Below are 12,435 nucleotides of genomic sequence, written 5' to 3'. Positions count from 1 at the left end.
TCTTTGCCGTCCTTCTTGCGAGTCGTGGCGCTGTAGAAACATGACGGCCACTTATTTATCCACAGAATCCCTCTCTTGAAAACAACCAAGGTCTTCACTACAGCCATTTTTCGCAGATTTGTTGCGCCGCCGGATTTGCAAAACAAATAGTTACGATTGGCGACGTGGCCCCAAAGCCGGAACACGAGGGCGAATCGGCTAAGTCGGGTTAGGAGACGTAGGCCTTGCGGCGCGATCCGCCACCGGCAAGCGTGGCTGGACGCGCGAGGAACTTTGCGCGGATCTGACCTGAGGCTCGCGCTGCGATCGGATTGACGCAGGCGGTCCTACCCCCTATCCTACTAATAGTAGGAATTCACTCCCCCAGGCCAAATCATGCACGCGGAAAAGGTTTCGATCTCCCTCCCTGAGTCTCTGGTTCGGTTTGTCGAGCACTACCGAGTCGCGCACGGCTGCAGGACCCGCTCGCAGGTCTTCGAGGAGGCGCTGGAGTTACTGCGCGCGCGTGAATTGGAGCAAGCCTACCGCGAAGCCGACCAAGAAGCCGATACCGCCGCATGGGACGCGGTCACCGCCGATGGGCTTGCGGATGAGACGTGGTGAGATCTATTACGCCGATCTCGGTCGAACGGTCGGTTCTGAAATCAATAAACGGCGGCCGGTCCTCATCGTCAGCAACGACGCCAACAACCGCGCTGCCGGAACGGTCACCGTGTTGCCCATGACCTCCAATATCAGCCGCGTCTACCCCTTTGAGCTGCTCATCGAGCCGAAGGAAAGCGGCCTACCGAAGCCCTCGAAGGTTCAGGCCCAACAGATCCGAACCATTGCCAAAGAGCGCATCACCGGGGCGCCCCTCGGCAGGCTCACGCTGGAGACGCTAAAGCGAGTGGAAGGCGCGATACGCCTGCACTTGGCCTTGACGTAAGCCGGCAGTTCATAGCCTGGGACGAGCGGAGCGAACCCCAGCAAAGCCCGGCAGTCACACCATCCCCCAAGAACGGTGATTCCGCGGGCGCCGTGGCTCAAAGTGCGGGCGACCACGGCACTCGATTTGCCTACGGGTTGGCGTTGATGTTAAGCTCGCCCGCGCGTTCGGGTAGTGCTCTTCGAGCCCCCGGCGCTTATGGACACATCCCCCAACAAGGAGGTCGCCATGCCGAACCCCAACGCTTCATCCTCCGTCGATCCCCAGGCCTTGACCCGGTTCCAAGAGGAGCTGGCACGGGCCGCCGTGCCCGGTCTCGCGCCGGCCGGCCCGGCGCTCTGGCCCCGGTTCGCCGGGTATTACCAGGGCCTCACCCGCCTGCCGCGCAGGCTGCGGCGCGCCCTGCAACGCCGGTGGCGGCGTTCGCTCGGGGGTATTGCCCTCCTCTGCGCCCTCGGCCAGGCGCCGGCCTTGGCGGCGACCATCAACGTGGGCGGTGGCTGCACCCTTGTCGATGCCATCACAGCCGCGAACAGCGACGCGCCGGCAGGCGGTTGTTCGGCGGGCAGCGGCGCGGACACAATCGAGCTAGGGTTCTTCGCTATCACCCCGCTGACCACCGCCCTGCCGGCCATCACCTCGAACATCACGATCCAGGGCCAGCCCGGCTCCGGCGAGGACTGCAGCAGCAGCGGCAGCAGCCGTATCACCCGCGACAGCAGCGCCCCGGAGTTTCGCATCCTGGGGGTGGGCTCGACTGGAAACCTGACACTGGAGTGCACCACGGTGAGCGGCGGTGCGGCTACCGGCGGCGCCGGTATCTCTAACTCCGGTAATCCTGACCCTGAATTTTAGCACCGTCTCGGGCAATACGGCGCACTACGAGGGTGGCGGTATCTCTAACTACGGTATCCTGACCCTAGATTCGAGCACCGTCTCGGGCAATACGGCGTACTACGACGGTCTTGAGTACGGCATCGGCGGCGGCATATCTAACAAACGCGCAATTAATAGCACAAGCCACGCTTCCCTCACCCTGATCCGCAGCACCGTCTCGGGTAATACGGCGACCGCCGGGGCAGGCATCGCAAGCTCCGACTGCGGCAGCACCGCTACCCTGACCAACAGCACCGTCTCGGGCAATACGGCGAACTTCGGCGGCGGCATCCTCGTCAGCTGCAACACCGACACCCTGACCCTCGACGGCAGCACCGTCTCAGGCAATTTGGCGAACTTGGGCGGCGGCGGCATCGCCAGCGGCGGGACCCTGATCCTAACCAATAGCACCCTCGGGGGAAATACGGCAGGCGACAACTTGGGCACCGTGACCCTGACCAACAGCACCGTCGAGGGGAACTCGGCTCAGTCCCAAGGAGGCGGCATTAACAACCGGGCAATACGGCGGGCACCAGTGGTGGCGGCGTGACCAACGGCGACCTCCTGACGCTCACGAACAGCACGGTTTCGGGCAATTCTGCCGGTGACCGCGGCGGCGGGGTGGAAAACAGCGGCACCGTGACACTGACCAGCAGCACGGTCTCGGGCAATGCGTCCGGCCGCGTCGCCGGTGGCCTGTTCAACACAGGCACCGTGATGCTCGTCCAGAGCCTGCTCTCGGGCAACACTGCGCCCGTCAACGGTCCGGAGGGCGTACAGCATCGCGGGCCAGAACGGTCAGGGCACGGTCGTCGCCAACGGCTTCAACGTCTTCGGGCATGACGGCTTGCCCGGGATCGCGGGGTTCACGCTGGGCGCCAGCGACTTCGTGCCGGCGGACCCGCTCGCCGCCATCCTCGACCCCGCGCTCAGCTACAACGGCGGCGCCACCCGCACCCATGCGCTCGTCTTCGGCAGCCCGGCCGTCGATGCCGTTCTGGCGCTGCCTGCGCCACCGGCACCGACCACGCGGGGCGCCCCGGGCACAGGACGGCGACGGGGATACCTTTGCCGACTGCGACAGCGGCGCCGTCGAGCGCGGTCAGGTCCCCGTCCAGGCCTCGCTGAACAGCACGCGGCTCGACTGCAGGACCGCCGCGTGCCAGGTCCCCGTCACGTGCAACCTGACGGAGGCAGTGCACCAACGAGGTCGAGGTCACCGTGCGCACCCGCCCCCGGCGAAACAGCGACGGCACGGTGACGAAGGCTGCGAGGGTGATCCGGTTCGCCGCCGGTGCCGCCAACATCCCGCCCGGCGGCATCGGGACGGTGAGCCTCAGGCTTACCAAGCAGGGCAAGCGACTCGTGCGGGCGACCAAGAAAAGGCGCCTGAAGGGCGTGCTCGGGATCAGGGAGATCACCACCACTGTCAGCAACACGCCAACCATCAGCAGGACGGACGTCACGATCAGGCTCAAACGGCGCAAATGAGTGGGACCAGCAAAGCGAATCCAAACAGCCCTGTAGCCGAGGCCGCGTCGCTGGGATTCGGCTGCGCCTCGTCCCATTAGCCTACATTTCACTTCGAATCTTTGCCGGCTCGCTGGATGTCGTCCGGTCGTGATGAGAATGCGGGCTGACGACAAGCGCGAAGTGAACCACTCGCACAGCGCGTTTTAGACGTTCCCAGACAGATCCAAACTCGGGGAGGCTTCTCCTCCGTGCGAGCTTGCAAGGCGCCGCTCACGCGCCGCCGCAAACGCCAGGCACGCCGAATGTCGTCGGCACGGAGGCTTGGGAAATCTGCGAGGATCTGCGCCTCGCTCATTCCGCCGGCCAGATACTCCAGGATATCGTAGACGGTGATGCGCGTGCTTTTATGCACGGCTTACCGCTCCGCACGCCCGGTGTGATCGTGATACGTCTTCGAAACGCATGGCACAAGGTTATTCAAGGTACCTCCACGGTGCAAGACCCACCATCTTTGATCGAAGCGCAGTGGAGCGGAGAAGGACGGAGGGGGCCGGAGGTGGGCCGGCAGGCGTCGGCTGGGACGAGCGCTTCCAGTCCCACCGCGCGTTCGGATGCCGTGTCCGAGCGCCTCGTCCCGATCGGCGTGCCGGCAGGCCATGCACCCCTATGCCTTCCTGGCCCGTGGCGCCGCGATTGTGTTGCCTTCGGGTGTCCATCGCGCACCGCCTTGCACGTATTGTTTTTTTGTATAATCGCGGCGTGCGGCGGGTCCGGCCGATGGCTCGGGGGGTTCCAGTGGATCACGATGAAGATGTGATAGACGGCAAGCGGCGGCGCTTTCTGACGGCGGCGGCGACGGTGGTCGGCGGGGCGGGGGCGGCGATGGCGGCGGTGCCGTTCGTGACCGCCTTGCAACCCAGCGAGCGTGCCCGCGCGGAGGGCGGGCCGGTCGAGATCGAGATCGACCGGATCGAGCCCGGCCAGATGGTCCGTGCCATGTGGCAGGGCAAGCCCGTGTGGGTGGTGCGACGCACGCCCGAGGGGCTCAAGTCCCTAGAAGGCCACGATGACGCACTGCGCGACCCCGTTTCCGCGGAGCCGAACCAGCCCCCCTATGCCACCAATCGTTACCGCTCCATCAAACCCGAATACCTGATCCTGATCGGGATCTGTACCCACCTCGGCTGCTCGCCGCTGTACATGCCCAAGGGCGAGTCGGGCGAGATGGGCGCCGGCTGGCAAGGAGGGTTCTTCTGCCCCTGCCATGGGTCGCGCTTCGATCTGGCGGGTCGGGTCGAAAAGGGCGTTCCGGCGCCCAGCAACCTGGTGGTGCCGAGACACCGCTACCTGAGCGAGGGCCGCGTGCTGGTGGGGAGCGACGAGGCGGATGCAGGGGAGGCGGATGTAGGGGCCGGGGCGTGAGCGGCGCGCTTGCCAGGCTCGGAAGCTGGGTCGACGCCCGCTTCCCGTTCTCCAAGCTCTGGAACGAGCACGTCGCGCAGTACTACGCCCCCAAGAACTTCAACTTCTGGTATTACTTCGGATCGCTCGCGCTGTTCGTGCTCGTGATCCAGGTCATTACCGGGATCTGGCTCGCCATGAGCTACAAACCCGAGGCCGCCCTGGCCTTCGGTTCGATCGAGCTCATGATGCGGGATATCGAGTGGGGTTGGCTCATCCGCTACCTGCACTCGACAGGGGCTTCGGCGTTCTTCATCGTGGTCTATCTCCACATGTTTCGCGCATTCCTGTACGGCTCCTATAAGAAGCCGAGGGAGCTATTGTGGATCATCGGCATGATGATTTACTTCGTGCTGATGGCCGAGGCCTTCTTCGGCTATCTCCTGCCCTGGGGCCAGATGTCCTATTGGGGCGCCCAGGTGATCATCTCGTTGTTCGGCGCCATCCCCGTGATCGGCGAGGATCTGGCGCTCTGGATCCGCGGGGACTACGTGGTCTCCGACGTCACCTTGAACCGCTTCTATTCCTACCATGTGATCGCGGTCCCGCTGGTCCTCATCGGGCTGGTTTGGGCCCATATCATGGCGCTGCACGAGGTCGGCTCCAACAACCCCGATGGGGTCGAGATGAAGTACCAAAAGGACCCGCAAGGTCGGCCCCTGGACGGGATCCCGTTCCACCCCTATTACACCGTCAAGGACCTGGTCGGCATGGTCGTGTTCCTCATCCTGTTCGCGCTCGTGGTGTTCTTCGCGCCCGAGCTGGGCGGGTGGTTCCTGGAACACAACAATTTCGAGCCCGCGAACCCCATCAAGACCCCCGAGCACATCGCGCCGCTGTGGTACCTGACCCCCTACTACGCGATCCTCCGCGCGATACCGGACAAGCTCCTGGGGGTGCTCGCGATGGGTGTCTCGATCTTCATCTTCTTCCTGGTGCCGTGGCTGGATCGCAGCCCGGTCAAGTCGATCCGCTATCGGGGTCCGCTGTACCGAACGGCGCTCGCCATCTTCGCCATCAGCTTCGTGGCCCTCGGCTACCTCGGGACCCAGAGCCCGACGGAGGTCTTGACGTGGCTGGCCCGTATCTTCTCGATCACATACTTCGCATTCTTCTTCTTGATGCCGTTCTACACCCGATGGGACAAGGACAAACCGGTGCCGGAGCGGGTCACCTCCAAGTGAGGGTTAGGGCGCTCGCCGCCGTGCTGCTGGCCTTTGTGTCGCTCGGCAGCCGGGCGACGCCGCTGCCGGAGGTCGAGGTCGACGTCCACGACAAGGCCTCCCTGCAACGCGGTGCGCAACTATTCGTGAACTATTGTTTGAGCTGCCATTCGGCGACCTATATGCGGTTCTCGCGCGTCGCGAGGGATCTGGACATCCCCGAGGCGGTGGCCAAACAGAACCTCATGTTTCTGAGCGACAAGATCGGGGATACGATGCAGGTATCCATGAACCCGCGTGAGGCCGAGACGTGGTTCGGGGTGGCACCCCCCGACCTGTCGGTACTGGCGCGGGCGCGCGGGGTCGATTGGGTGTACGCGTTCCTGACGTCGTTTTACCGCGACCGGTCGCGTCCCAGCGGCGTCAACAATCTGATGCTCAGAAACACCGCCATGCCGCATGTGTTGTGGGAGCTGCAAGGCTGGCAGGAGCCCGTGATCGAGAACAAGCCCGACGAGTCCGGCCAACCGGTGGAGACCGTGGTGGGCGTCGAGCTGGCTGAGCCGGGCGCCCTCGGTGCGGAGGAATTCAAGGCAGCGGTCCGCGATCTGGTGGGTTTTCTCGCCTACCTCTCCGAGCCCGCCAAGCCTTTGCGCCAGCGCGTGGGGTTCTGGGTCCTGTGGTATCTCGCCGTGTTCCTGGCGGTCGCCTACCTGCTCAAGCGGGACTATTGGCGGGATGTGCATTAGGAAGCGTGCCGGCTCGAGCGAGTATGTGGCCCGCCCCGAAGGTGCGATGGGCTAGGACCATGGCCACACTCGCCGGACGCCGTTCCATCATGACGCTCTATTGCGAAGCCCTCGACCCGATCGGACACGGTGTCAGGCTGGTGCTGGCGGAGAAGGACGTGAGCGTCGAGGTCAATTACATCACCTACGCCGATCAGCCCGAGGACCTCCACGATCTGAACCCTTACGGCACGCTCTTGACCCTCGTCGACCGCGACCTGGCCCTGTACGACGCCCAGATCATGATGGAGTATCTGGACGAGCGCTTCCCTCATCCCCCTCTCATGCCGGTAGACCCCGTGGCGCGGGCCAACAACCGCCAGTTCCGTTATCGGGTGGTGCGCGACCTCTATCAATGGTCGGACAGCCTGGTCGGGGAGAACGAGATCGCCGCCGGTAGCGCCCGAAAAGCGGTACGTGATACCTTGACCGCCATCGCGCCGAGCTTCCAGCACTGCCAGTTCTTCATGTCCAACGAGTACTCCCTGGTGGACTGCACGCTCGCGCCTTTGCTGTGGCGCCTGCCGGCCTACGGCATCAAGCTACCCCCGCAGGCCAAGCCCGTCGTGCGCTACGCCGAAGCCGTCTATGAGCGTTCGGCCTTCAAGGGCAGCCTATCGGAGATGGAGCGAGAGTTGCGCGCGTTGTAGTCCGGCGTGCTGCGCGCCCGATGTCTATGCAGACCTTGAGATCCACACGTCCCTATCTCCTGCGGGCCCTCTACGAGTGGATCGTGGACAACGAGTTGACCCCGCAGCTCCTGGTCGTGGCCTCGGAGCCGGGGGTGGTGGTACCGCGGCAGTACGTCAACGGCGGCAAGATCGTGCTCAATATCTCTCCGGCCGCCGTACGCGGCCTCGAGATCGGTAACGAGACGGTTCGCTTCGGCGGACGTTTCGCCGGCAGACCCTACGACATCAGCCTGCCGGTGACCGCGGTCGAGGCGATCTACGCCCGCGAGAACGGCAAGGGCCTGGTGTTCCCGCCCGAGAGCCAGGGATCCCCCCCGAGCGATCCCGGTCCGGACGGTTTCAGCAGCCCGCCGCCGCGCCGACCGAACCTCAAGGTCGTGAAATAGCCTAGTCGCCGCCTTCGCCTAAGAGGCTCCGATCGATGAGATCGCACAGGCAGTGCAGCACGAGGATGTGGACCTCCTGGGTCCGGGCGGTGGAGCCGCTCGGCACGCGGATCTCGAGGTCTCCCTGCGCCAGCGCCACGGCCGCCGCGCCCCCATCGCGACCGCTGAGCAGGACCACCGGCATGTCCCGATCGTGCGCAGCCTCTATGGCGCTCACGATGTTGGCGGAGCCCCCACTCGTGGTGATGCAGAGGAGCACGTCGCCGCTCTGACCGAGCGCGCGGACCTGTCGGGCGAACACGTCGCTGAACTGATAGTCGTTGGCGATCGAGGTGAGGGTCGAAGAATCCGTGGTTAGGGCGATCGCCGGGAGACCCGGGCGCTCGGCCTCGAAGCGATTCAGCATCTCGGCCGCGAAGTGCTGGGCGTCCGCGGCCGAGCCGCCATTGCCGCACACGAGCAATTTGTGCCCCTCGACCAGGCACTTGATGAGCGCCTCCGCGACCTCGGCCACGACCGGGCACAGGACATCGGCGGCCCTCTGCTTGATCTCGATGCTGTCATTGAAAAGCTCGGCTACACGCGTGACGCTGTCCATGGGTTCCTCACTGAGCCTTTATGTATCGAACGCCTACGCGTCGAACGCCGCCTTGATCCACTCGATCTTCGCGGCGTGCGGCTCGCCCTCCACCGCCACCAGGTCGAACCGGCACGGAGCATCGACACGTCCCCGGCGAGATACCAGGAAATGGCTCGCGGCCCGCAAGAGGCGCGCCTTCTTCCTGGCACCCAGGGTCTCGCGCGCGCCGCCGTAGAGGCCGGAACGGCGATAGCGGACCTCAATGAACACCAGGGTCGCCTTCTCCTGCATGATGATATCGATCTCGCCCCCCCGGCACAGGTAGTTGCGGTGCAGTTCCTTGAGCCCCAGCCCGCGCAGGTGACGGGCCGCGAGGTCCTCCGCCCACCGCCCTCGCTCCTGTGTCTTGCCCATCCTTATTTTGGGCACCGTCCCCCGTCACGATCCGGGGTCACGGTTCCAACAACACCGGAGCCCCCGCGCTGAACCGGCCCCAAACCAGGTTTCTCTGGATGCGTCCCGCTCCGTCGAGGTGCAGGGTCCCAGTGACCCCTTCGTAGCCCCTGACGGGGTCCATTTGGAGGCCCGCGAGTCGCGAGACGAGCTCATAGGCATCGACGCCGAAGGCCAAGAGCCTTGATTGCTCCCGCAGCGTCTCTGCAAAGTGGCGAGCGATCACCTGGCGCATGGAGACCCGCTCCGGTGTCAGTATCCACGGCATGTCGGGAAACATCACCCCGTCGAGGTCCTGGTCGGCTTCCGTGGCGCGGGACCCCGAGTAGACATGAGAGGTGGCATAGATGGGTAGATCCCCGGCCTCCTGGGCGAGCTGCGGGTGGATCTGGCGGCCCTCGAGCGGTGTCGCCACCATGAAGACGAAGTCGATGCCCGCCCTGCCGGGCGCCCCGCCCGGCACCGCTGCCACCCGGCCGCTCGCCGCGACCAGGGCGTCGACGGCCGAGGCGTAATCACGCGTGGCGCTCCGGAAGGTCTTGTAGGCCGCGATGCGGCCGCCCAGCGCCTCCCAGTGGCGCCTGAAGGCCCCGACCACCCGCGTACCCCACGGGCCCTCGGGCGCGATCACCAGCGCCCGCTCACGCCCCTCCAGCCAGGCCCGTTCCGCGATCTGGCGCGCCTCGTCTTCGGGCGATAGGGCGAATTGATAGACAGCGGGCGCCGGTCCCGTACTCGCACCGCCGGCCTCGGGGAGGCCCGCCGCTACGGCGCTGTCGCTGTCGATCCCCGCCGGGACGGCGCTGTCGATCTGATTCAGGGCGAGGGTCGGGACCGGCAACGATCCGCGCTTGAGCAACGCCTGGATCGCGGGCTTTTCCAGGGGTCCCACGATGAAATCGGCGCCCTCGTCGACCGCCTGATCGTAGAGCGCCTGGACGTTGGAGGCATTGGCATCATAGACGACGACGGCGCGCTCAGGATCACCGCCACGGTCTTCATACCAGGCCGCGATGAAACCGTGCTGGATGGCGCGCGCAGCAGCGGCGTACTGGCCACTGAGTGGGAGCAAGAGGCCGATGCGCCGTGGGCCGAGGTCAGTCGCGGGGGGCCGCGCCGGCAGGGTGGGCAGCACGCTCCAGCCCGCGGGATGGTCGGGATAACGCCCCTGCCACTCTGCGAGCGCGCGATCGAAGGCGGCGTTGTCGAGCCACCGCGACCCGCCGATCAGGGCCAGATCGACCCAACCGCGCAGATCGCCGCTCAACCCGCTGAGCTCCCGCGACAGGGCCGCGGCATCGAGCTGATTGACCGCGGCCCAGATGGCGTGGGCGTTCTCATCCAGGGCGTCCTGCTCGCTGAGAAAACCGGCCTCTTCGATGTACTCGCGCGCCGCCTCCAGACCCCGTCCCAGGGCACTATAGGCCCTGGCCCGCTCATGATGCGCCTGGCGCTCGATCGCGGCCGAGACCGAGCCCGTTCGCACCGACTGCAAGAGCGTCAAGGCACGAGCCCCATCGTTTTGCATGAGCGCCACGCGCGCGAGCAAGACGGTGCGCCATCCGGACCAATCGGGTTCGGTCTCCGGCACCTCGGCCCCTTCTAGGAGACGGCGGGCCTCCACGGTCCGACCGGCTTCGATGTAGGCCTCGGCCGCCCGCAGGGTGTACTGGTAGCTCTCCGGTGCCGGGATCGCGGCCAGCCGCAGGAATTCCTCTGCAGCGGCCTCCGGCTCGCCCCGCTGCATGAGCTCCTGGGCATTCTGGTCAGCCTCGCCGGGTCCTGATAGCCTTGGGATGATCGACGATCCCGTGCAGGCGCCTAGCGCGGCGGCGAGGGCCAGGCACACCAAGCCATTCACAACGCCGGACAGGGTGTGGGAGGGCGTGCGCCTGCGGATGGGTTTTCCGAGCATGGTGAGGGCGTTGGCGTGCGGTAGACGCTGAAGGCTACCCAAACCTATTTGAGATTTCGGGGTTACATCTCCAAGGTTCCCGTCCTTCCGGGACTGGTGCTGCCTTTTCTCCCTCTCCTTCCGGGAGAGGGTTGGGGTGAGGGGATCAAAATAATCGACGAAAGTGTTTGATTTGATTCCCCTCATCCTAACCTTCTCCCTGAGGGAGAAGAGACTTCCAGGTTTGTGGAAGTCGTCCTGTATAACATTGGTTGCGTGACAACCTGAAGTATCGGGAGCCCCCATGGCAGTGTCAATCGACAAGCCGGTGGAGCGCGGGACCTTGTACGTCGTCGCGACCCCGATCGGCAACCTCGCCGATCTGAGCCCGCGCGCTCAGGCCGTGCTGGGGGCGGTGGACCTGATCCTGGTCGAGGACACCCGGCGCAGCCGGCGGCTCCTCACCCATTTCGGCATCCACACCCCGCTCCTCGCCTACCACGACCACAACGAGCGGCGCCTGTGCGGCGGGCTCGCCGAGCGCCTGGCCTCGGCCGAGTCCATGGCCCTCATCTCCGATTCCGGCACCCCACTCCTCTGCGACCCCGGCTTCCACCTGATCGAAGCCGTGCACCGGGCCGGTCTTCGGGTGATATCGATCCCCGGTCCCAGTGCGGTTGTCGCCGCGCTCGCGGTGTCGGGTCTGCCGGTCGAGCGCTTCGCTTTCGAAGGGTTTCTCCCCGCCAGGCGTGAGGCACGGCGCAAGCGCCTGGCGGCGCTCTGCCGGGAGGCACGGACCTTGGTGTTCTACGAGGCGCCGCACCGGGTCGGGGAGACCCTGGAGGACCTGTCGTCGCTACTCGGTCCCGAGCGCCCGGCGGCCATCGCGCGCGAGATCACCAAACTCCACGAGGAGACGCACCGCGCGACGCTCGCTGATCTCACAGCCTGGCTCCGCGAGCGGCCGGAGCGCGGCCAGGGGGAGTTCGTCATCGTGGTCGCCCCGGCCGAGGCCCCCGACGACGATGAGGAAAGCGACCGGCGGCTCTTGACCATCCTATTGGGTTACCTGACCCCCAGCCAGGCCGCCGCTGCCGCGAGCGCCATCTCGGGACACGGCCGCAATGCCCTCTATCGCCTGGCGTTGGCACTTGACGAGGCCGGCGCGCCGACATCAAATCCTTTGCAACGCGGCGCCCGGCGACGGACACTAAGCGATCGGGAGGGACCGTAGGACGCGTGTCCGCGCCAACTCATTCGCCGAAGTCAGCGCCGTTGAGCGATTCGATGTTGCTTCCCCAATTTGCTGGCAGCCACCCCTGTTTGACATACCGATGGAAGCTCGAATATGGCCAACGGCTTACCTGTCCCACGTATCCATGCTTCACCGGGTTCCAATGGATGTAATCGATATGCCGGTTGAAGTCGGCCTCATCGCGGATGAGATGTTCCCAAAATCGATGCTGCCATAAGGTGCTTTGGTCCCGCTCGCTGCGGCGCGCGTTCATCCATTTCAAGTCGATTGAGTCTCGTTTGGCAGCGCCGCGTGACCATCCGCTTGACGACACGCTAGTGTAATGTCCCTTAAATAACTTTACAGATTATCCCTTCTTGTTTTTCCCTCGGGGCTGGGTGGATCCGGGCTTGATCTGCTCCATCTTGACCCGCGCCCGGTCGACCTTCTCGATGATTTGCCCTACGGTGGCCGTCCAGATGAACGGCTTCGGGTTTTGGTTCCAGG

Annotated in this window: 16 protein-coding genes and 2 pseudogenes; 12 read left to right on the top strand and 6 right to left on the bottom strand. The window is 65.3% G+C overall.

Going from position 1 to position 12,435, the window contains the following annotated elements:
* A partial coding sequence (locus M3461_01225; protein MDQ3773094.1) for a hypothetical protein occupies window positions 1-185 on the bottom strand: 185 nt, incomplete at its 3' end.
* Between the two features lie 190 nt (window positions 186-375).
* On the opposite strand from M3461_01225, the gene M3461_01220 reads away from it, so the two are divergent.
* The 6 genes from M3461_01220 to M3461_01195 all read left to right on the top strand — a co-directional run bounded on the left by M3461_01220 (window position 376) and on the right by M3461_01195 (window position 3,295).
* On the top strand, window positions 376-603 hold the full coding sequence (locus tag M3461_01220; protein ID MDQ3773093.1) for a ribbon-helix-helix domain-containing protein: 228 nt from the start codon (window positions 376-378) through the stop codon (window positions 601-603).
* Entirely contained in the window at window positions 590-928 is a 339-nt protein-coding gene (locus M3461_01215; GenBank protein MDQ3773092.1) for a type II toxin-antitoxin system PemK/MazF family toxin, read from the top strand. The genes M3461_01220 and M3461_01215 overlap by 14 nt, the downstream gene beginning before the upstream one ends.
* Window positions 929-1,156: 228 nt before the next feature.
* Window positions 1,157-1,783, top strand: a complete 627-nt coding sequence (locus M3461_01210) for a hypothetical protein (GenBank protein MDQ3773091.1) — start codon at window positions 1,157-1,159, stop codon at window positions 1,781-1,783.
* Window positions 1,725-2,354, top strand: a complete 630-nt coding sequence (locus tag M3461_01205; protein MDQ3773090.1) for a hypothetical protein — start codon at window positions 1,725-1,727, stop codon at window positions 2,352-2,354. The genes M3461_01210 and M3461_01205 overlap by 59 nt, the downstream gene beginning before the upstream one ends.
* Window positions 2,351-2,647, top strand: a complete 297-nt coding sequence (locus M3461_01200; GenBank protein MDQ3773089.1) for a hypothetical protein — start codon at window positions 2,351-2,353, stop codon at window positions 2,645-2,647. The genes M3461_01205 and M3461_01200 overlap by 4 nt, the downstream gene beginning before the upstream one ends.
* Window positions 2,648-3,025: 378 nt before the next feature.
* A complete protein-coding gene (locus M3461_01195; protein MDQ3773088.1) occupies window positions 3,026-3,295 on the top strand; it encodes a hypothetical protein in 270 nt (89 codons plus the stop codon).
* Between the two features lie 185 nt (window positions 3,296-3,480).
* Here the strand turns inward: M3461_01195 and M3461_01190 are convergent.
* Window positions 3,481-3,748, bottom strand: a pseudogene (locus tag M3461_01190) (DUF433 domain-containing protein).
* A gap of 324 nt (window positions 3,749-4,072) precedes the next feature.
* Between M3461_01190 and petA the strand changes: the two are divergent.
* Genes petA through M3461_01165 form a run of 5 tightly spaced genes read left to right on the top strand, consistent with a single transcriptional unit; the run spans window position 4,073 to window position 7,767 of the window.
* Complete coding sequence (gene petA, locus M3461_01185) at window positions 4,073-4,699, top strand: ubiquinol-cytochrome c reductase iron-sulfur subunit (GenBank protein ID MDQ3773087.1); 627 nt, start codon at window positions 4,073-4,075, stop codon at window positions 4,697-4,699.
* Entirely contained in the window at window positions 4,696-5,922 is a 1,227-nt protein-coding gene (locus tag M3461_01180) for a cytochrome bc complex cytochrome b subunit (GenBank protein ID MDQ3773086.1), read from the top strand. The genes petA and M3461_01180 overlap by 4 nt, the downstream gene beginning before the upstream one ends.
* A 20-nt stretch (window positions 5,923-5,942) precedes the next feature.
* Window positions 5,943-6,650 carry a cytochrome c1 gene (locus tag M3461_01175; protein ID MDQ3773085.1) on the top strand — a complete coding sequence of 236 codons (708 nt, stop codon included), beginning with the start codon at window positions 5,943-5,945 and terminating at the stop codon, window positions 6,648-6,650.
* A gap of 59 nt (window positions 6,651-6,709) precedes the next feature.
* Window positions 6,710-7,339: a glutathione S-transferase N-terminal domain-containing protein gene (locus M3461_01170; GenBank protein MDQ3773084.1), complete on the top strand. Its 630-nt coding sequence runs from the start codon at window positions 6,710-6,712 to the stop codon at window positions 7,337-7,339.
* Between the two features lie 35 nt (window positions 7,340-7,374).
* A complete protein-coding gene (locus tag M3461_01165) occupies window positions 7,375-7,767 on the top strand; it encodes a ClpXP protease specificity-enhancing factor (GenBank protein MDQ3773083.1) in 393 nt (130 codons plus the stop codon).
* 1 nt (window position 7,768) lies between these two features.
* On the opposite strand, the gene M3461_01160 is transcribed toward M3461_01165, so the two are convergent.
* Genes M3461_01160 through M3461_01150 form a run of 3 tightly spaced genes read right to left on the bottom strand, consistent with a single transcriptional unit; the run spans window position 7,769 to window position 10,715 of the window.
* Window positions 7,769-8,365 carry a phosphoheptose isomerase gene (locus M3461_01160; GenBank protein MDQ3773082.1) on the bottom strand — a complete coding sequence of 199 codons (597 nt, stop codon included), beginning with the start codon at window positions 8,363-8,365 and terminating at the stop codon, window positions 7,769-7,771.
* 33 nt (window positions 8,366-8,398) lie between these two features.
* Window positions 8,399-8,761, bottom strand: coding sequence for a YraN family protein (locus M3461_01155; GenBank protein MDQ3773081.1), 363 nt, complete (start codon window positions 8,759-8,761; stop codon window positions 8,399-8,401).
* A 37-nt stretch (window positions 8,762-8,798) separates the two neighbouring features.
* Window positions 8,799-10,715: a penicillin-binding protein activator gene (locus M3461_01150; GenBank protein ID MDQ3773080.1), complete on the bottom strand. Its 1,917-nt coding sequence runs from the start codon at window positions 10,713-10,715 to the stop codon at window positions 8,799-8,801.
* 283 nt (window positions 10,716-10,998) lie between these two features.
* On the opposite strand from M3461_01150, the gene rsmI reads away from it, so the two are divergent.
* A complete protein-coding gene (rsmI, locus tag M3461_01145) occupies window positions 10,999-11,928 on the top strand; it encodes a 16S rRNA (cytidine(1402)-2'-O)-methyltransferase (GenBank protein MDQ3773079.1) in 930 nt (309 codons plus the stop codon).
* Between the two features lie 19 nt (window positions 11,929-11,947).
* Here the strand turns inward: rsmI and M3461_01140 are convergent.
* Window positions 11,948-12,166: pseudogene (locus tag M3461_01140) on the bottom strand (transposase).
* Between the last annotated feature and the right edge of the window lie 269 nt (window positions 12,167-12,435).

The sequence above is a fragment of the Pseudomonadota bacterium genome (assembly GCA_030860485.1).
GTDB lineage: Bacteria > Pseudomonadota > Gammaproteobacteria > JACCXJ01 > JACCXJ01 > JACCXJ01.
The sequence above is the reverse complement of the archived record's forward strand: the minus strand, read 5'-3'. Positions and strand labels throughout refer to the sequence as shown.